General features: G+C 69.2%; 15 protein-coding genes. 11 read left to right on the top strand and 4 right to left on the bottom strand.

From position 1 onward, the window contains the following. Window positions 1–11: 11 nt before the first annotated feature. Both QFZ27_RS02670 and QFZ27_RS02665 read right to left on the bottom strand, forming a co-directional pair. Window positions 12–947, bottom strand: coding sequence for a carbohydrate kinase family protein (locus tag QFZ27_RS02670; protein ID WP_429224536.1), 936 nt, complete (start codon window positions 945–947; stop codon window positions 12–14). Then, window positions 944–2,329: a family 4 glycosyl hydrolase gene (locus QFZ27_RS02665; protein WP_429224535.1), complete on the bottom strand. Its 1,386-nt coding sequence runs from the start codon at window positions 2,327–2,329 to the stop codon at window positions 944–946. Before QFZ27_RS02665 ends, QFZ27_RS02670 begins: the two co-directional genes overlap by 4 nt. Window positions 2,330–2,458: 129 nt before the next feature. Here QFZ27_RS02665 and QFZ27_RS02660 point away from each other — a divergent pair, with 129 nt between their 5' ends. From QFZ27_RS02660 to QFZ27_RS02650, 3 genes are all read left to right on the top strand, one after another. Then, window positions 2,459–3,229, top strand: coding sequence for a GntR family transcriptional regulator (locus QFZ27_RS02660; protein WP_429224534.1), 771 nt, complete (start codon window positions 2,459–2,461; stop codon window positions 3,227–3,229). A gap of 122 nt (window positions 3,230–3,351) precedes the next feature. Continuing rightward, window positions 3,352–5,121: a peroxidase family protein gene (locus QFZ27_RS02655; RefSeq protein ID WP_429224533.1), complete on the top strand. Its 1,770-nt coding sequence runs from the start codon at window positions 3,352–3,354 to the stop codon at window positions 5,119–5,121. Window positions 5,122–5,248: 127 nt separating this feature from the next. Continuing rightward, complete coding sequence (locus QFZ27_RS02650; RefSeq protein ID WP_429224532.1) at window positions 5,249–5,647, top strand: hypothetical protein; 399 nt, start codon at window positions 5,249–5,251, stop codon at window positions 5,645–5,647. Here QFZ27_RS02650 and QFZ27_RS02645 read toward each other — a convergent pair. Continuing rightward, window positions 5,635–7,704 (bottom strand): BTAD domain-containing putative transcriptional regulator, encoded by a 2,070-nt coding sequence (locus QFZ27_RS02645; RefSeq protein WP_429224531.1) that lies wholly within the window; start codon window positions 7,702–7,704, stop codon window positions 5,635–5,637. The genes QFZ27_RS02650 and QFZ27_RS02645 overlap by 13 nt on opposite strands. A 47-nt stretch (window positions 7,705–7,751) precedes the next feature. Then, window positions 7,752–9,068 (bottom strand): YcaO-like family protein, encoded by a 1,317-nt coding sequence (locus tag QFZ27_RS02640; RefSeq protein ID WP_429224530.1) that lies wholly within the window; start codon window positions 9,066–9,068, stop codon window positions 7,752–7,754. 75 nt (window positions 9,069–9,143) lie between these two features. Here QFZ27_RS02640 and QFZ27_RS02635 point away from each other — a divergent pair, with 75 nt between their 5' ends. The 8 genes from QFZ27_RS02635 (at window position 9,144) to QFZ27_RS02600 (ending at window position 18,435) form a co-directional block, all read left to right on the top strand. Continuing rightward, window positions 9,144–10,013, top strand: a complete 870-nt coding sequence (locus QFZ27_RS02635; protein WP_429224529.1) for a fructosamine kinase family protein — start codon at window positions 9,144–9,146, stop codon at window positions 10,011–10,013. A gap of 189 nt (window positions 10,014–10,202) precedes the next feature. Beyond that, window positions 10,203–11,123: an ABC transporter permease subunit gene (locus QFZ27_RS02630; protein ID WP_429224528.1), complete on the top strand. Its 921-nt coding sequence runs from the start codon at window positions 10,203–10,205 to the stop codon at window positions 11,121–11,123. 4 nt (window positions 11,124–11,127) lie between these two features. Further along, window positions 11,128–12,648, top strand: a complete 1,521-nt coding sequence (gene livM / locus QFZ27_RS02625) for a high-affinity branched-chain amino acid ABC transporter permease LivM (RefSeq protein ID WP_429224527.1) — start codon at window positions 11,128–11,130, stop codon at window positions 12,646–12,648. Window positions 12,649–12,677: 29 nt separating this feature from the next. Next, entirely contained in the window at window positions 12,678–13,499 is an 822-nt protein-coding gene (locus tag QFZ27_RS02620; protein WP_429232410.1) for an ABC transporter ATP-binding protein, read from the top strand. After that, a complete protein-coding gene (locus QFZ27_RS02615) occupies window positions 13,499–14,209 on the top strand; it encodes an ABC transporter ATP-binding protein (RefSeq protein ID WP_429232409.1) in 711 nt (236 codons plus the stop codon). The genes QFZ27_RS02620 and QFZ27_RS02615 overlap by 1 nt, the downstream gene beginning before the upstream one ends. Before the next feature lie 10 nt (window positions 14,210–14,219). Further along, on the top strand, window positions 14,220–14,576 hold the full coding sequence (locus tag QFZ27_RS02610; protein WP_429224526.1) for a DUF6867 family protein: 357 nt from the start codon (window positions 14,220–14,222) through the stop codon (window positions 14,574–14,576). A gap of 79 nt (window positions 14,577–14,655) precedes the next feature. Beyond that, window positions 14,656–15,792, top strand: a complete 1,137-nt coding sequence (locus tag QFZ27_RS02605; protein ID WP_429224525.1) for a branched-chain amino acid ABC transporter substrate-binding protein — start codon at window positions 14,656–14,658, stop codon at window positions 15,790–15,792. A 162-nt stretch (window positions 15,793–15,954) separates the two neighbouring features. Continuing rightward, entirely contained in the window at window positions 15,955–18,435 is a 2,481-nt protein-coding gene (locus tag QFZ27_RS02600) for a glycogen/starch/alpha-glucan phosphorylase (protein ID WP_429224524.1), read from the top strand. The last annotated feature ends 133 nt before the right edge of the window (window positions 18,436–18,568 follow it).

Raw genomic sequence — 18,568 nt, 5'->3', positions numbered from 1 at the left:
CGGACCAAGGCTTAGCGTACGGAGGCCGGAGCCTCGTCTCGGATCAGCGCCAGCAGCTCGGCCTCGCGCGGCAGCGCCCGGCCGCCGTAATCGGTGGTGGCCAGCGCGCCGCAGCAGGCGGCCAGGGCCAGGCTGTCGCGGAAGTCGAAGCCGCGCAGCCGGCCGTAGAGGAAGCCGGCGTTGAAGCTGTCGCCGGCGCCGGTGGTGTCGACCACGGTCACCGCCGGGGCCGGCACGGCGCAACGCTCGCCCCGGCTGACGCCGATGGCGCCGGCGGCGCCGCGCTTGACCAGCACGGTCGGCACCATCGCCGACAGCCGCTCCAGGGCCGCGCTCACATCCGGCGCGCCGGTGAAGGCGAGGGCCTCGGATTCGTTCGGGGCGAAGACGTCGATCTCGCGGAACAGCTCGGCCACGCCGAGCGAGTCGATCTTGTGCGGCACGTGCTGGCAGTCGAGATAGACCAGCACGCCCTGCCGCTTCGCCGCCCGGGCCAGGGCCAGCAGCTCCGGCTGCAGGCGGAAGCTCTGCAGCAGCAGCGCCTTGGGCGCGGCCGCAGCCAGCGCCTCGGGCGTCGGCGGCAGGTCGTCGCGCACGGCGTAGCTGACGAAGCCGCGGTCATGGGCGAAGGAGAAGGCGGCGCTGACCCGCTCCAGCGGATGGTCCAGCCGGCGGAACAGCCGGTCGTCCAGCCCCTCCTTGCGGGCCGCGTCCAGCGCCAGATGGCTGAACAGGTCGGTGCCGAAATCGGCTGCCCAGGCGGTGCGCAGCCCCAGCCGGTGCAGCGCCGTGGCAGTGGTGAAGCTGGCGCCGGGCAGGGTGGCGAAGTCGCGGGCGAACAGGTCGGCGCCCAGCCGCGGCACCTCGGGCAGGCCGGTGAAGATCAGGTCCCAGTAGTATTCGCCGACCACGACGACGTCGCAGTCGCCCTGTCCCGGGCCGGTCATGGCCAGTTGCCGACATAGGGGGCGTGGGCGGTGAGGTATTCGTCGACCAGCGCCTCGGCCCGGGAATAGGACAGCACCAGCGGATGCGCCACCAGCGCCTCGACCGCCAGGTCGCGGTCGCGCTCGCGGATCGCCTGCACCGCCAGCCGCTCATAGCGCTTGATGTCGTGCACCAGCTGGGCCTGCGCCTCCGGCATCGGCCCGATCGGCAGCGGCCGCACACCGTCGCGGTCGACGACGCAGCTGACCTCGACCACGTCCTCGTCGCGCAGCCCCTCGATGGCGCCCTGGTTCGGCACGTTCAGCCCGCTGTACAGCGGCTTGCCGGTCTCCAGCGCGTCCACCAGGTCCAGGGCGACGCCGGCATAGCCCTCGCCCTCGTCGCCCAGCGGCGCATGGGCGCCGGCGGCCAGGGCCCGGTCGGCCTCCTCCATGCTCGGCGCCCCCTCCTGGGCGTAATGCATGTAGGTGGCGTTGCGGCGGTGGGCGTAGGCGTAATAGGCCTCCAGCGCCTTGTCCGGGTTGCGGCGCCAGTCCAGCGCCGTCAACTGCTCGATCAGCCCATGGTTCAGGTCGAGCACTTCCTCGCCCCGCGTCCGAACGTCCGACCGGATCGCCTCGACCGCCTTCTCGGCATAGTAGAAGTAATAGAGGTACTCGTTGATCCACATTCCATGGCGGCGGACCACGCGCGGGCTGAACACCTTCTGGGCCGAGGCGGCCAGGAAGGCGTCGTCGGCCAGCAGGCGCGGCAGCACGTCCTCGCCGCCGATCTCGGCGCGGCGGGTGAAGGACAGGTGGTTCAGGCCGAACACCTCGGTGCGCACCGCCTTCTCGGGCACGTCGAACCAGCGCGCCACGGCCGACTGGGCGGCATTGGCGCCGTCGCAGATGCCGATGGTGCGGTCGTGGCCGGCATCTCGCAGCGCCTGGGTCACGAGGCCGGCCGGGTTGGTGAAGTTGAACAGCCAGGCGTCGGGGCTGACCCGCTGCAGCAGGTCGGCATAACCCAGGATGGTCGGGATGCTCCGCAGCGCCATGGCGAAGCCGCCCGGCCCGGTCGTCTCTTGGCCCAGCACGCCAAGCGCCAGGGCGATCCGCTCGTCCTTGATCCGGCCTTCCTCCAGCCCCGGCCGGACCGTGGTCACGACGTAGCCGGCGCCGTCCAGCGCGCGCTCCGGATCCAGGCTGGTGGTGATTTTGACCGGGGATCTCTCGCGCCGGGCGATCTCGGCGCCCAGCCCGCCGAACAGCTCCAGCCGAGGCTCGTCGATATCGAGCAGGCACAGCTCGGTCAGGTTGCTCCACTCCGCCCGGCGCAGCGCCGATTCGATGAACAGAGGGGCGCGGACGCCGCCGCCGCCGACCAGGGTCAGTTTCATGGTGCCTCCCGCGAACCGGCAAAGTTATGACTGGTTATAACCAGTCATGTCAATTGTGGCGGGAGCCCGGTTTTGCGTGTATGCAGCGAGGGTGATCTCCGCCCTGCCCGAGAGGCCCTTCCGCGTACCATGACCGACGGCCCCCTCAGCGACGGACCCGCCGGCGACGGGCTGCGGCGCGACGACCCGCAGCCCCTGTACCGCCAGATCAAGCAGCGGCTGCGCGGGCAGATCGAGCGCGGCGAGCTCGGCACCGATGCCAAGCTGGCGTCGGAGCGCGAGCTGGAGAAGCAGTACGGCGTCAGCCGCATCACCGTGCGCCAGGCGGTGCGCGAGCTGGTGCAGGAAGGCTGGCTGCACAGCCATCCCGGCCGCGGCTTCTTCGTGGCGCGGCGCGAGGAGACCTATGAGCTGCACCTGCTGCGCAGCTTCACCGCCATCGCCGAGGCGCATGGCCGGACGCCGACCAGCCGGCTGATCGAGGGCTATGTCTGCCGCGCGCCGGCGGAGGTGGCGCGGCCGCTGTTCCTGCCGCTCGGCGCCGATGTGGTGATGCTGAAGCGGCTGCGCTGCCTGGACCGCCAGCCGGTGGTGCTGACCCAGGACTGGTTCGCCGCCCGGCTGGTGCCGGGGATCCTCGACCTCGACTGGTCGACCGGCAACCGCTCGCTTTATGCCGAGGTGCGCGACCGCTACCGGCTGCGTCCCGACCGCGGCCGCACCACGATGAGCGCCCGGCTGGCGAATGCGGAGGAGGCGGATCTCCTGGAGCTGGTGCCGCCCGCCGCGGTGCTGACGATCGAGCAGATCGCCTACGACCCGCAAGGGCGGCCGGTGAACATGACCTTCTCCAGCCACCACCCGCTGCGCTATCCGCTCAGCCTCGACCAGCGGGGCTGAACCGGGCGGCTGCCAGCCCCGGAAATGCCCACATTGGGAATCACGATCCGATCACGGTCCGGCTCCTAAATGCTCCGGCGACAAAGACGGATCGCGGTGCACCGAGCAGGGAGGAAACGATCGTGCATGGCTCAGGTTTCGCAGGGGCCGGCCAGCGTAGCGCCGCACTGACGCAGGGGATCGAGCGGGCCGAGACCTATTTCGAAGGCAGCCCGCCGCCGCCCGAGGGCATCTTCGGCTGGCGCCTGGCGCAGGAGGCCGGCCGGCTGGGCCTGCAGCCGCAGGCCCTGGTCATGGACGCGCTGCAGCGCCTGGCCCGCAAGATGTATCTGGACGGGCTCGTCGCCGGGCCGGAGACGCTCAACCCGGACGTCCCCGCCGGCTACACCTATCTCGGCCAGCTGATCGCGCACGACCTGACCTTCACCGATCTCGGCACGCTCTCGCGCTCGGCGGTGGCGGGGCCGCTCTGGGCCAGCCCGGCGCTCGATCTCGACTGCCTGTATCGCGGCGGGCCGTTCCGGTCGCCGATGCTGTACCAGCAGCGCACCGGCGGCCCCGATGCGCTGCGGCTGAAGCTGCGGGTCGGCTATACCGGCGGCCGGACCTGGGACGAGTCGGTGCCGGAGGTGCCCGGCGATCCGGCGTCGGCCAAGGCGCCGCAGCCGCGCGACCTGGCGATGATCGCCTGCGTCGACGCGGCCTCGAACGCGACCGACGTCCATCCGGCGGCACAGGACGTGCCGCGGCAATGCCCGGTCGAACCGCTGGTCGGCGACATCCGCAACGACAACAACCTGATCCTGTCGCAGATCACGGTCCTGTTCCACCGCTTCCACAACCGCATCGTCGACGCCATCCTGGCCTCGCCGCACTGCCCGTCGGACCACGAGGTGTTCGAGATCGCCCGGGCCCTGGTGATCACCACCTACCGGTCCGTGGTGCGGAACGACTATCTCGGGCACCTGCTCGATCCCGAGATCTGGCAGCGCTATGTCCGGTCCGACGGGCTGCAGGCCCTGGGCGGCTTCGGCCGGCGCCTCGCCGCCGATGCGGATACGCCGCTGCCGGCCGAGTTCATCATGGCCGCCTTCCGCTTCGGCCACGCCATGATCCGGCCGGCCTACCGGCTCAACCGGGCGCTGCTGCTGGACGAGACCAGCCTGAAGGGGCTGATGACGTTCCGCCGCGGCGCCCTGGTCCCCGGCGGCAAGGTCCCGGGCTGCCCGATCCCGAACGACTGGATTCTCGGCTGGGATCTGTTCTTCCCGCAAGAGACGGGCGGCGACGAGAACAAGTCGCACCTGATCGGCCCCTGGGTGACCGCCCAGCTCTACACGATGGCGGCCATGGCGCATGACGACATGCGCCGCATGGTCGGCGGCGACCCGATCTATGAGGAAGGCTATGGTGGGCTGCCGTTCCGGGATCTGGCGCGCGCCTATCTGTCCAGCATGCCGAGCGGCCAGTATCTCGCGGGCCGGATGGGGATCGCGCCCTTGACGCGGGAGGAGCTGCTGGGCGGCGACGATGGCGGCCTTGCCGGCATGAATGCGCGCTCTCGGCGCAATCCTCTCGCCGATGCCCCGGACGGCGTGATCGAGGCCCTGGCCGAGGATACGCCGCTCTTCTACTACATCATGCGCGAGGCGGAGGTTCGCCATCAGGGGCGGCGTCTTGGTCCCCTGGGGTCGGCGATCGTCGGCCAGGTGATCCTGGCTGCCTCGATGGTCACGTCGACGCTGGTCGAGCCCGGCGTGATCCGGCGCTGGAGCCGCGTCCTGTTCAAGGGCGGCGCCGTGCCGGACAGCATGCGCGACATCATCGGCTTCGTCGACTCGCCGCCGCCTCCGGCGGTGGCGTCGCGGCCGATCTCCCAGGCCAGCGTCTGATGGCGGGGTTGCGCTAAGGTGATGCCCTCCGCATCGGGTGCCGATGCGGAGGTGGGGGGCATCGGCCGCCGGCACCGGCTGCCGATGCAATGGAAGAGCAAGATTGCTCGAACAAGGAGGACAAGCCGTGACAGACAACGATGAAACCAACATCCTGCCGATCGAGATGGTGATGGCCGACCGCGAGGCCGCTGGCCGGCTGATCGTCGGCATGGCGATCGGCGACATTCCGCGGCCGAATACGACCGAGGAAGCGCTGCAGCTGCTGAAGGACCATGGCATCGAGCTGAAGGACTTCCACGCGTCCGGGAAGGAGATCCGCTTCGTCAGCCGCGACGACGCGGTCTATGTCGTGCTGCCGCCGGCCGATCTGATGCGCCAGCGCATCGCGGAATATTCCAAGGCCCCCCGCTACACGCTGCCGGGCGAGTACAAGCTGCAGGTGGAGAACGACCCGAACGCGCTGAAGGCGATCGACATGTTCTACTTCCGGGTCGGCGACTACAGCTTCGGTCAGTGCCGGTGAGGCCAGTACAGCTGTTCCTCGCCGATGTCGGTCGCGGGAAGGCCGGCCAGGATCAGGCCTTCCCGTAGCTCGCGCCAGCGCCCGACATTGCGGATCGGGAAGCTGCTGAGGAACCATTCGACGATGGCGGCGTCGGTGCATTCGGCGTCGCCATGCCAGGTGTCGCGGGCGTTGCGCAGGAAGAGCCGCGCCTCCTCCTGTGCCCGCCGGACGTTGCCGAGCTGGCCGAGGGCCGCCGCCTTCCAGGCCGGGATGTTGAAGATCGACTGCCCGGCCCGGTCTGCGGCCTCGACGCAGCCGGTGACGTCGCCGTGCAGGAAGCGGATGCCGGCGAGATAGGCCCAGTGATGCGGCGGGATCAGCGGGTTCAGTTCGAAGGCATTGGCCACGAGGTCGAGCGCGATGTCGGTCCGGTCGACGAAGGCGAAGCCCTGCGCCGCCGACATCAGCACCGACGGATTGCTCGGGTTCAGGTCGCGCGCCAGCTCCAGATGCAGGTCGGCCTGCGGGTAGCGCGTCGTCATCATATACGACCAGGCGAGGGTCAGATGGCCGCGCGCATCCAGGGGGTCCAGCTCCGCCGCCCGCCGGGCCAGCGCCAGCGCGTCGTCGGCCATGGCGCGGTCGCGGCGCACCCCCGGCAGGATGATGTGCCGGGAGTTGTAGATGTTCGCCAGGCCGCTATAGGCCGGGGCGAAGCTGGGCCAGTCCCGGATCACGTCCTTGAACAGCGCCTCGGCCTCGAATTCGGCCTGCGGCTCCCAGAAGTTCAGCAGATACTGGCCGCGCAGCCAGCGGATATAGGGTCCGTGCGCGAAGTCGCGGTCGCCGATCTGCCGCGACAGGGCGTTGGCCGAGATGTGGATGTCGAGCGTCGCCGACACGCGGCGGGCGATCTGGCGCTGCTGGTCCATCCAGGACTGCAGCGCCAGCGAGAAGGTCTCCGACCACAGCGACCGCTTGCGGGTCAGCTCGGTCAGCGAGACGACGATCAGCAGATCGTCGTTCTTGTGCCGGAAATCGGTGGACAGGCGGTAGTCGGCCTGCTGCGGCGCCCCGGCCGCGGGAGCCGCTTCCGGCGGCTCGACCACGATCCATTCGCGGAACCGCACCAGGTTGGCGATCAGCTCGCTGCGGAAGCCGTGGACGACATAGTCGTCGATACCCTCGGGCAGGCCGGGACTCAGGCGGTCCACCTCGATGATCGGCAGCCGCGACTGCTCCTCGGCCGGCGTCGAAGCCGGCGGGGCGGTGCCGTCGAACGAGCCCTTCTTGATGTCGACGATCAGGCGCTGCGTCTCGTCCGACGGCTCCATGTCGTAGTCGTTCTGCAGCAGGTCCCACAGCGTGCTGTACAGCTTCAGCGCCGCCGCGATGTTGCCGCGCAGCGCCTGCTGCAGGATCAGGACGCGATAGGCCTCCTCATGCGTCGGGTCGATGTCGAGCAGCGCATGGGCCGCCTCGGCGGCGATCTTCTCGCCCGAGGCCGGATCGCGCAGGATGCGCTCGAGGCCGCCGATGAAGGTCTTGCGCCATTGCTGCCGGCAGACGGTGAGCCAGGAGGCGAACTCCCGGTCGAGATCCTCGAACCCGGTCAGGATGCGGTCCGGATTGGCCTGGCCGAGCGCCAGGATCGACGACAGCATGCCCTTCGCCAGGTCGGCGGCGACCAGCTCAAGGTCGATCTCGATGGATTCGCGCCGGATGCGGATGTCCTGGCGCCCGATCTCGACGATGCCCGGCCGGACGGCGTCGAGATTGTCGCGCAGCTGCTTCAGGCACTGCCGCAGCGAGCCGCGGGCATGATCGCCGTCGCTCTCGCTCCAGAACACCCCGGCGACGCGCTCGCGGCTCTCGATCGCCGTGCCGCTCAGCGCGACGAAGGCAAAGATTGCCTGGGACTTGCGGCTGCCGAGCTCGATCCGCTCCCCATTTCCGAGGCGGAGATCGAAACCATTGCCCAGCGACAGCCGCAGACGCTCTACACCAGCTTTCTCCGGCGCGGGTATATCCTCCCGATCCGGAGTCCTCACGCTCCGTAGTGCCGGAACCGCCATCCGCGGTCTCCCTTCCCCCAACCAATTGGAACCGCAGCGGACTGGGCTCACAAACTATTAAATATCGCCGGGCGATCGATCAAACACTTCAGCGGACGCCCGAACTGTGAGGCCGTCTGGCGCAGCCCTTCCGTCACCGCGGCGGACGAGGAGGACTGGAGTTCCGGCGATAGCAGCTTCACGACGGGAATCCCAGCTTTCCCGGTCAGCTCGACCCGGAAAACCGCGATGCTTCGCCGGGCCAGGGCGGCCGGGAGATCGGGCAAGGAGTCCGGCCCGTCGGTGCCGTTGTCCGCGGCCTCGCCATCCGTCGTGGCCAGCAGCGCCTCGGGCCGCAGCGCTTGCCTCGCCGCGAGCCGTTCCTGGTCCACCGGGTCCGGCGCCGCCCCGGCGCGGCGCAGCCGGAGGAACAGCAGGTCGTTGGCGATCTCGGATTGGATCATCTCCAGGACGGCCGCGTCCAGCGCGGCGGCCCGGCCGGGACGGGCGGCGAAGCCCAGGGCGACCAGGCCATGGATGGGGCTGACCGAGGCCGCGGCGACGACGGCGAGCGGCAGGCCGTCGGCGTCGAGCTCCAGCGCGAAGCCCTGGCGCGGCCATGGCGTCTCGGCCCCAGGACGCAGCCAGCCGATCGCGGCAGCCATCAGCGCCGGCGGCAACCGGCGGGCGGGGCGGCCGCCATGCCACCAATGCGCCACCACGTGCCGCTCGATCAGCTCGAACAGGGCCGATCGGGCGGCGGCCTCGGAGGTCGGGCCGGCGGCGCAGCCTTCGCTGACCGGGACCGTGGCCCGCAGCCCGCCCGACCGCCCGAAGACCAGCGGCCGCGGCACCAGCACGGGCCGGCCGGTCGCCAGCTCGACCCCGGCGACGGCCGGGGCCGTCGCGAGCGCGGCATCCGAGGCCAAGCCGGTCCGCGCCTCGACCTGGCCGGCGAAGCGGGCGGCGATGGCCTCGGCCGCGCCGTCCGGGGCGGCGTCGCCGATCTCAGGTGCGGCCAGGGCCAGCGTCTCCGCCGCCTCGCCGATGCACTTCTGGAAGGCCCGCCACGGGCTCGGATCACATCCGATCACGCCGTCCACGGCGATCGCCGCGCCGCTGTCGCCAGCAGGCCGGCGCAATCGGGCGCCGAGGACGGTCAGGCCGGGATAATCCATCGCCGGCACCGCAAAGCTGGCCTCCAGCGTCGCGGCCAGTCGGAACAGCCGCGCGGTCCGCGCGTCCTCGTCGCTGCCGTCCGGCGCCAGGCCGAACGCCGCGAGAAACCGTCGGGCCTCTTCCGCGGCCTGGCCGGCTGCGCCAGAATCGGGGGCTTGCTCGAACAGCAGGGCGCAGCTGTCGTAGACGGAGGGCGATGCGAGCATGATGCTCCGGATGACGGGCGGGGCCTCCGCCCATATCACCATGGCAGCCGCGAAACGCGTGGAGATTTTTGCCGGATGCCGCTCCTGACCGCCCTCGATCCTGTCCTCGCCGACCGGATCGCCGCCGCGCTCGGCGTGCGGCCGGTGGCGGCCGAGCCGCTGCCGGGCGGGTCGACCGTCGCGGTGCTGCGGGTCGACCTCGCCGATGGCGGCCGGGTGGTGGCCAAGGCCGGGGCCGGGCCGCTGCTGCTGGAAGCCTGGATGCTGGGCGAGCTGGCCCGGCATTCCGCCCTGCCGCTGCCGGCGTTGCTGCACGCCGACGAGGGCCTGCTGCTGCTGGAGCATGTCGAGCATGAGCCCGGGCCGCCCCCGGCGTTGGCGCAGCTGCACGCCGCCGAGCTGCTGGCGGCGCTGCACGAGCCCGCCTGGCCACGCTTTGGCTATGGCCGCGACACCACCATCGGCAAGCTGCCGCAGCCGAACCCCCCGGCCGATCGCTGGGTGCCGTTCTTCCGCGACCACCGCCTGCTGCACATGGCCCGCGCCGGCCATGCCGAGGGTACGGTTGACGCCGCCCTCCTGCGCCGGCTGGAGACGCTGGCCGGTCGGCTCGAGGAGCTGCTGTCGGAGCCGCGCCACCCGGCGCTGCTGCATGGCGACATCTGGACCGGCAACCTGCTGCACCGGAACGGCCGAATCACGGCCTTCATCGACCCGGCCATTTCCTGCGGCCATCCGGAGATGGAGCTGACCTACCCGACCCTGTTCGGCACCTTCGACGATATTTTTTTCCGCCGCTATGCCGAGCTGGCGCCACTCGATCCCGGCTTCTGGAACGACCGCCGGCCGATCTATCTGCTGTATCCGCTGCTGGTGCATGTGCGGTACTGGGACCCGGCCTATGCCGAGCCGATCCGCCGGATTCTCGACCGCTATGGTGCCTGATCCACGGCCTAAGCCCCCGAAACGTCTTATGATTCATTGAGATTGTAACGGTCCATTTTCTTCGCCATAGTCGCGCCAATCCGACGTTGACGCGGAGCTTGAACAGAGAAACGCCCTCGGTTTAAACGGCGAGCGAACAGATGAGGTCGACCATCCGCGGATGGTCTGTGGAGGCAATTCGGCGCGAGCATGGAATATTTCCTGCAGCAGCTCATCAATGGGCTGACGCTGGGCGCGATCTACGGTCTGATCGCGATCGGCTATACGATGGTGTACGGCATCATCGGCATGATCAATTTCGCCCATGGCGAGATCTATATGATCGGCGCGTTCATCGCGGTGATCGGCTTCGTCGTGCTCGGCGCCTTCGGCGTGCCCGGCGTGTCGGTGGCCCTGGCCCTGGCGATCGTGCTGATCGTCAGCGTGGTGGTGACCGCCGCCTATGGCTGGACGGTCGAACGGCTGGCGTACCGTCCGCTGCGCGGCTCGACCCGGCTGGCGCCGCTGATCTCCGCGATCGGCATGTCGATCTTCCTGCAGAACTACATCCAGCTGCTGCAGGGCGCCCGCCGCAAGCCGGTGCCGCCGCAGATCCCGGGCGGCTTCCAGCTGACCTCCGGCGGCGGCTTCGACGTCAGCCTGTCGTACCTGCAGATCGTCATCGTGCTGCTCACCCTCAGTCTGATGATCGGGCTGACCTGGGTGATCAACCGCACCTCGCTCGGCCGGCAGCAGCGCGCCTGCGCCCAGGATCGGACCATGGCGGCGCTGATCGGCGTCGATGTCGGCCGCACCATCTCGACGACCTTCGTCATCGGCGCGGCGCTGGCCGCCGTGGCCGGCGTGATGGTCACCCTCTATTACGGCGTGATCGACTTCTACATCGGCTTCCTGGCCGGCATCAAAGCCTTCACCGCGGCGGTCCTGGGCGGCATCGGCTCGCTGCCCGGGGCGATGCTGGGCGGTATCCTGATCGGGCTGATCGAGGCCTTCTGGTCGGGCTATTTCTCGTCGGAGTACAAGGATGTCGCCGCCTTCACCATCCTGGTGCTGGTGCTGATCTTCCGCCCGTCCGGCCTGCTCGGCCGTCCCGACATCGAGAAGGTCTGACGCCATGGCGACGATCGCGCAATCCGACGCGGCCGCCGGGCGCCGCCTCGATCTCGTGGCCATGGTCAAGGAGGCCGGGGTCGCCGCCCTGATCGCCCTGGTCCTCACCGCGCCCCTGGTCGGCATCCGCACGGTGGAGCAAAGCGGCGCGCTGGGCTACCAGACCGACTTCACCGCCGTCGCCATCGCGGTCGCGCTGGTCTTCCTCGGCCGCATCGGCATCATCCTGAACCGCGAGGGCATGCCCCGGCCGGTGTTCTGGATCAGCCTGCTGTTCCTGATCGTCTTCGCCCTGCCGCCGGTCTACGAGTATCTGCGGCCGATGATCTCCGACACGCTGCCGCCGCTGCCGGTGCAGGATCTGCACTCGGTGCCGCTGCTGCTGATCGGGGCGTTCGGGGCGCTGTGGCTGCTGCTCCAGTCGATCCTGGTGCAGCGCCGCAGCCGCGCCAGCCTGTCGCGGCAGGAGCGCGACCGGGCGATGGATCGTGTCGGCGCCCGGGTGCAGCGCCTCAGCGTCTATGTGGGGCCGATCCTGGTGCTGCTGGCGGTGATCTTCCCGTTCACCGACCTCGCCAGCCGCAGCACGCTGGGCGTCGCCATCATCGTGCTGACCTACATCATGCTCGGCTGGGGGCTGAACATCATCGTCGGCCTGGCCGGGCTGCTCGACCTCGGCTATGTCGCCTTCTATGCCGTCGGGGCCTACTCCTACGCGCTGCTGGCGACCACCTTCGGCTTCAGCTTCTGGCTGTGCCTGCCGCTGGCCGGGGTGCTGGCCGCCGGCTTCGGCGTGATCCTGGGTTACCCGGTGCTGCGGCTGCGCGGCGACTATTTCGCCATCGTCACCCTCGGTTTCGGCGAGATCATCCGCATCATCCTGATCAACTGGGCGCCGGTGACCGGCGGGCCGAACGGCATCAACAACATCCCGCGGCCCAGCTTCTTCGGCTTCCCGTTCGACCGCAGCCCGCCCGAGGGCACCACCTCCTTCCACCAGCTGTTCGGCCTGGAATACGACCCGACCCAGCGCATCGTCTTCCTGTACCTGCTGATCCTGGCCCTGGCGCTCCTGGTCAACTTCATCAGCGTGCGGCTGCGCCGGCTGCCGGTCGGTCGCGGCTGGGAGGCGATCCGCGAGGACGACATCGCCTGCCAGTCGCTCGGCATCAACCGCACCAACCTGAAGCTGGCGGCCTTCGCCACCTCGGCGATGTGCGGCGGCTTCGCCGGCAGCTTCTTCGCCACCTATCAGGGCTTCATCAGCCCGGAGAGCTTCTCCTTCATCGAATCCGCGATCGTGCTGGCGATCGTCGTGCTCGGCGGCATGGGCAGCCAGCTCGGCATCGTCGTCGCCGCCTGCCTGATCATCGGCCTGCCGGAGGCGTTCCGCGGCCTCGACCTGTACCGCATGCTGGTGTTCGGCCTGTGCATGGTCGGCATCATGGTGTGGCGCCCGCGCGGCCTGCTGGCGCATCGCGACCCGACCATCCTGCTGCACGGCAAGAAGGGAGCCTCTTCGTGACCGCCCTTCTGACCATCGAGCACGTCTCGATGCGCTTCGGCGGCCTCGTCGCCATCGACGACGCCACCTTCGACATCCGGGCCGGCGACATCACCGCCGTGATCGGGCCGAACGGCGCCGGCAAGACCACGCTGTTCAACTGCATCACCGGCTTCTACCGGCCGACCTCCGGCCGGATGACGCTGCGGGTCGACGGCGGCGAGTTCCTGCTGGAGCAGATCCCGGGCTACCGCATCGCCCAGCAGGCGCGGGTCGCCCGCACCTTCCAGAACATCCGGCTGTTCGCAGGGATGAGCGTGCTGGAGAACCTGATGGTGGCCCAGCACAACAAGCTGATGAAGGCCTCGGCCTTTTCGATCGCCGGGCTGTTCGGCCTGCCCAGCTATCGCCGGGCGGAGCGCGAGGCGGTGGAGAAGGCGAAGTTCTGGCTCGACCGGGTCGGGCTGACCGCCCAGGCCGACGATTCCGCCGGCAGCTTGCCCTATGGCGGCCAGCGCCGGCTGGAGATCGCGCGGGCGATGTGCATCGACCCGGTGATCCTGTGCCTGGACGAGCCGGCCGCCGGCCTCAACCCGCGCGAATCGCAGGAGCTGAACGGGTTGCTGCGCGCCATCCGCGACGAGCACGACACCAGCGTACTGCTGATCGAGCACGATATGAGCGTCGTCATGCAGATCTCCGACCACATCATCGTGCTCGACCACGGCAAGAAGATCGCCGACGGCACGCCGGCTGAGATCCGTAGCGACGAGGCGGTGATCCGCGCCTATCTCGGCGAGCCCGAGGAGGACGACCTGCCGCCGGAGATCGCCGCCGATGTCGCCGCCGTGACCGGGGAGGCCCGCCCGTGATGCTGTCGCTGCAGGGCGTGCACACCTTCTACGGCGCGATCGAAGCGCTGCGCGGCGTCGACGTCGAGGTCAAGGAAGGCGAGATCGTCACCCTGATCGGCGCCAACGGCGCCGGCAAATCGACCCTGCTGATGACGATCTGCGGCAACCCGCAGGCACGCCAGGGGGCGGTGGTGTTCGACGGCAAGGAGATCACCCGGCTGCCGACGTTCGAGATCGTGCGCCGCGGCGTCGCCATCTCGCCGGAGGGCCGCCGCATCTTCCCGCGCATGACGGTGATGGAAAACCTGCAGATGGGGGCCCTGACCGCCGATCCGGTGGAGTTCGGCCGCGACCTCGAGCAGATCTTCACCCTGTTCCCGCGGCTGAAGGAGCGGCAGGTCCAGCGCGGCGGCACCCTGTCGGGCGGCGAGCAGCAGATGCTGGCGATCGGCCGGGCGCTGATGAGCCGGCCGCGGCTGCTGCTGCTGGACGAGCCGTCGCTGGGCCTGGCGCCGCTGGTGGTGAAGCAGATCTTCGAGGCGATCAAGGTGATCAACCGGGAACAGGGCATGACCGTGTTCCTGGTCGAGCAGAACGCATTCCACGCGCTGAAGCTGGCCCATCGCGGCTATGTCATGGTCAACGGCCGGGTGACGATGAGCGGCAGCGGGCGTGAGCTGCTGGCGAATCCGGAGGTCCGGGCCGCCTATCTCGAAGGCGGGCATTGAGGGGCGGGTGATGGAACAGATCCTCGGAACCTCGTCGATCGGCGACTTCATCTTCGTCAGCGTGATCCTGGGCGGCGGCGCCGGCCTCTTGACCGGGCAGGGCCAGGCCCAGGGCTGGGCGCCGATGCGCAAGGTGATCCCCTTCGTGGTGCTGATCGCCTGTGCGACCCGGTTCCTGCACTACGCGCTGTTCGGCGGAACGCTCTTGTCGCCGACCGGCTTCGTCATCGATCTTGTCTGGATCGGCCTGTGCGCCACGGTCGCCTACCGGATGACGCGGGCGGCGAAGATGGTGCGGCAGTATCCATGGCTGTACGAGCGCGCCGGCCTGTTCGCCTGGCGCGACCGGCGGCCGGCCGCACGGTAAGACGCCGGTCCTTTCGGATCGGCGGGAAGCAAAGGCCGGCGGGGTCGTCCCGCCGGGCGAGAACTGGGAGAGCGATTTGATGACGAGATTCAACCGAGTGCTCCTGGCCGGCGTAGCCCTGGCCGCGATGGCGTCGGCCCCGGCCTGGGCCGATGTGAAGATCGGTCTCGGCGCGCCGCTGACCGGCCCGAACGCTTCGTTCGGCGAGCAGATGAAGCGCGGCACCGACGCGGCGGTGAAGGCCTTGAACGACGCCGGCGGCGTCAACGGCGAGAAGATCTCCGTGGTCTATGGCGACGACGCCTCCGACCCGCGCCAGGGCGTGGCGGCGGCGAACGAGCTGGTGGGCCAGGGCGTGGTGGCGGTGATCGGCCACTTCAACTCCTCGGTCTCGATCCCGGCCTCGGCGATCTATGCCGAGGAAGGCGTCGTCCAGATCACCCCGGCCTCGACCAACCCGCAGCTGACCGAGCAGGGGCAGAAGACCACCTTCCGCACCTGCGGCCGCGACGACCAGCAGGGCGATGTCGCCGGCGCCTTCATCGCCGAGAAGTTCAAGGGCCGCAACGTCGCCGTCATCCACGACCAGACCACCTACGGCAAGGGCCTGGCCGACGCCACCAAGGTGGCGATGAACAAGGCCGGCGTGACCGAGAAGATGTATGAAGGCATCACCGTCGGCGAGCGCGACTTCTCGGCCGTCGTCTCGAAGATGAAGCAGGCCGGCGTCGACGTGATCTATTTCGGCGGCCTGCACAACGAGGCCGGGCTGATCCTGCGCCAGGCACGCGAGCAGGGGCTGAACGCCCAGTTCATCTCCGGCGACGGCATCGTCACCCAGGAGTTCTGGGGCATCACCGGCGACGCCGGCAAGGGCGTGCTGATGACCTTCGGCGCCGACCAGCGCAGCAGCGAGGCGGCGAAGGACGTCGTGGCCAAGTTCAAGGCCGAGAACTACGATCCCGAGGGCTACACCCTGTACAGCTATGCCGCGGTCCAGGCCTGGGCCGAGGCGGCGACCAAGGCCAAGAGCTTCGACGGCCCCAAGGTTGCCGAGGCGCTGCATGACGGCAGCGATTACAAGACCGTGATGGGCCCGCTGGCTTTCGACGCCAAGGGCGACCGGAAGACGACCGACTACGTGTTCTACATCTGGAACGCCGGCAGCTACGCCGAGGCGAGCCCGGGCGAGCTGGCCAAGGTCGGCGCCAAGTAAGCGGTCTCTAACACCAATGGCCAGTGGCGCATGCCACTGGCCATGGACATTGTCGACCCGGCGGGAACCCTCGCCGGGTCTTTTTTGTCATATGATTGATCGCGGAGCCGATCCGTGGTGTAACAGACGGTCTATATCGCAGTGCAGCATGGGGGTCAGCCAATGGAGCTGCCAGCCACCCCGATCACCATCGAGCCGCGTGGGCTCGACCGGGAGTCGTTGAAGCGCGACATCCTGGAATGGCTGGTCTACGCCGTCGGGCGCGAGATCCATCGCGCCACCCGGCACGACTGGTTCGCCGCCACGGCCCTGGCCGTGCGCGACCGTCTGGTCGACCGTTGGATGGCGGCGCAGCACCGCGAGGAGGCGACCGACGGCAAGCGGGTCTACTATCTCAGCCTGGAGTTCCTGATCGGCCGGCTGATGGCCAATGCGCTGACCAATCTCGGCGTCTACGACACCTGCCGCGAGGCACTGGCCGATTTCGGCGTCGACCTCGGCGCCGTGCTGGAGGTCGAGCCCGACGCGGCGCTCGGCAATGGCGGCCTCGGCCGTCTCGCCGCCTGCTTCCTCGACAGCATGGCCACGCTCGGCATCGCCGGCACCGGCTATGGCATCCGCTACGAATACGGGCTGTTCGAGCAGCAGTTCGACCGCGGCTGGCAGGTCGAGTATCCCGAGGACTGGCTGAAATTCGGCAATCCGTGGGAGTTCGAGCGGCCGGAGGTGGCCTTCCCGATCGACTTCTACGGCAAGATCGAGCCGGGCGAGCCCGGGCCGGACGGCCGGCCGAAACCGATCTGGCAGGGCAGCCAGCGGGTGCTGGCCGTCGCCTATGACACGCCGGTGGTCGGCTGGGGCGGCAATACGGTCAACACGCTGCGGCTGTGGTCGGCCAAGCCGGTGCGGCAGTTCGATCTCGCCCCCTTCAACTCCGGCGACTATATGAAGGCCGTCGAGGACAAGATCCTGTCCGAGACCCTGTCGCGCGTGCTGTACCCGAACGACAACACCCCGGCGGGGCAGGAGCTGCGGCTCAAGCAGGAATACTTCTTCACCTCGGCCTCGCTGCAGGACGTGCTGCGCCGGCACCGGATGCATCACGACGGCTATGACGACCTGCCGGCCAAGGCGGCGATGCAGCTGAACGACACCCATCCGGCGATTGCGGTGCCGGAGTTGATGCGCCTGCTGATCGACCGGCACCGGCTGGACTGGGACCGCGCCTGGAAGATCACCACCGGCTGCATCAGCTACACCAACCACACGCTGATGCCCGAGGCCCTGGAGACCTGGCCGGTGGCGCTCCTGGAGCGGGTGCTGCCGCGCCATCTGCAGATCATCTACGAGATCAACGACCGCTTCCTGAAATCCTCCAAGGTGGTGGCCAAGGACCCGAGCCGCCTGTCCACCCTGTCGCTGATCCAGGAGGGCTGGGACCGCCGGGTGCGCATGGGGCCGCTGGCCTTCCTCGGCAGTCACCGGGTCAACGGCGTCTCGGCGCTGCACACCCAGCTGATGCGCGAGACGGTGTTCCGCGACCTGAACGAGGAGTTCCCGGGCCGGATCACCAACAAGACCAACGGCATCACCCCGCGCCGCTGGCTGGTGCAGGCCAACCCGAACCTGGCGCAGCTGATCCACAACATGATCGGCACCGGCTGGGAGGACGATCTGGAGCGGCTGTCGGCGCTGGCAGGCAAGACCGAGGACAGCGCCTTCCGCGAGGCGTTCTGGGCGGTGAAGCGCCGCAACAAGGCCCTGCTGGCGCACCATATCGGCGAGATCGCCGACCTCCGCGTCTCAGGCGACGCGATGTTCGACGTCCAGGTCAAGCGCATCCACGAATACAAGCGCCAGCTGCTGAACATCCTGCACGCCGTGGCGCTGTGGCAGGAGATGCGCGACACGCCGGATGCGGCCTGGACGCCGCGGGTCAAGATTTTCGCCGGCAAGGCCGCCCCCGGCTACGCCACGGCCAAGCTGATCATCAAGCTGGCCAATGACGTCGCCAAGGTGATCAACACCGATGCCGAGATCCGCGACCAGCTGAAGATGGTGTTCCTGCCGAACTACAACGTCACGCTGGCGGAGCGCATCATCCCGGCCGCCGACCTGTCGGAGCAGATCTCGACCGCCGGCATGGAGGCGTCGGGCACCGGCAACATGAAGTTCGCGCTGAACGGCGCGATCACCATCGGCACGCTGGACGGCGCCAATGTCGAGATCGCCGAGCGGGTGGGCGCGGACAACATCCTGATCTTCGGCCTGACTGCGGCCGAGGTGGCGGCGAAACGAGCCCAGGGCTACGACCCGGCGGCGGTGATCGCGGCCGACCCGCGCCTGGCCCGGGCCGTGGCGGCGATCGAGGACGGCACCTTCTCGCCCGACGATCCGGGCCGGTTCCGGCCGCTCACCGATGCGCTGCGGCACAGCGACTGGTTCCTGGTGGCGGCCGATTTCGCCGCCTATTGGGAGGCCCAGGCACGGGCCGCTGCGCTGTACCGCGACCGAGCCGGCTGGACCCGCATGGCGATCCAGAACACCGCCCATGTCGGCTGGTTCTCCTCCGACCGCACGGTGCAGGACTACGCCGAGGAGATCTGGGACGTCTGGCCGCCTTTGGCCCGGGCGGCGGAGTAGCGGGTGGTTGGGGTCGCCGAGGCGAACCCAACATCTGCGATACCCCTATTGTCATCGCCGGGCTTGACCCGGCGATCCAGGGGCCACCCGGAGCAGCATCGACATTCCCTGGATGCCCGGGTCAAGCCCGGGC

The organism is Inquilinus ginsengisoli (assembly GCF_050434925.1).
GTDB lineage: Bacteria > Pseudomonadota > Alphaproteobacteria > DSM-16000 > Inquilinaceae > Inquilinus > Inquilinus ginsengisoli_B.
The sequence above is the reverse complement of the archived record's forward strand: the minus strand, read 5'-3'. Positions and strand labels throughout refer to the sequence as shown.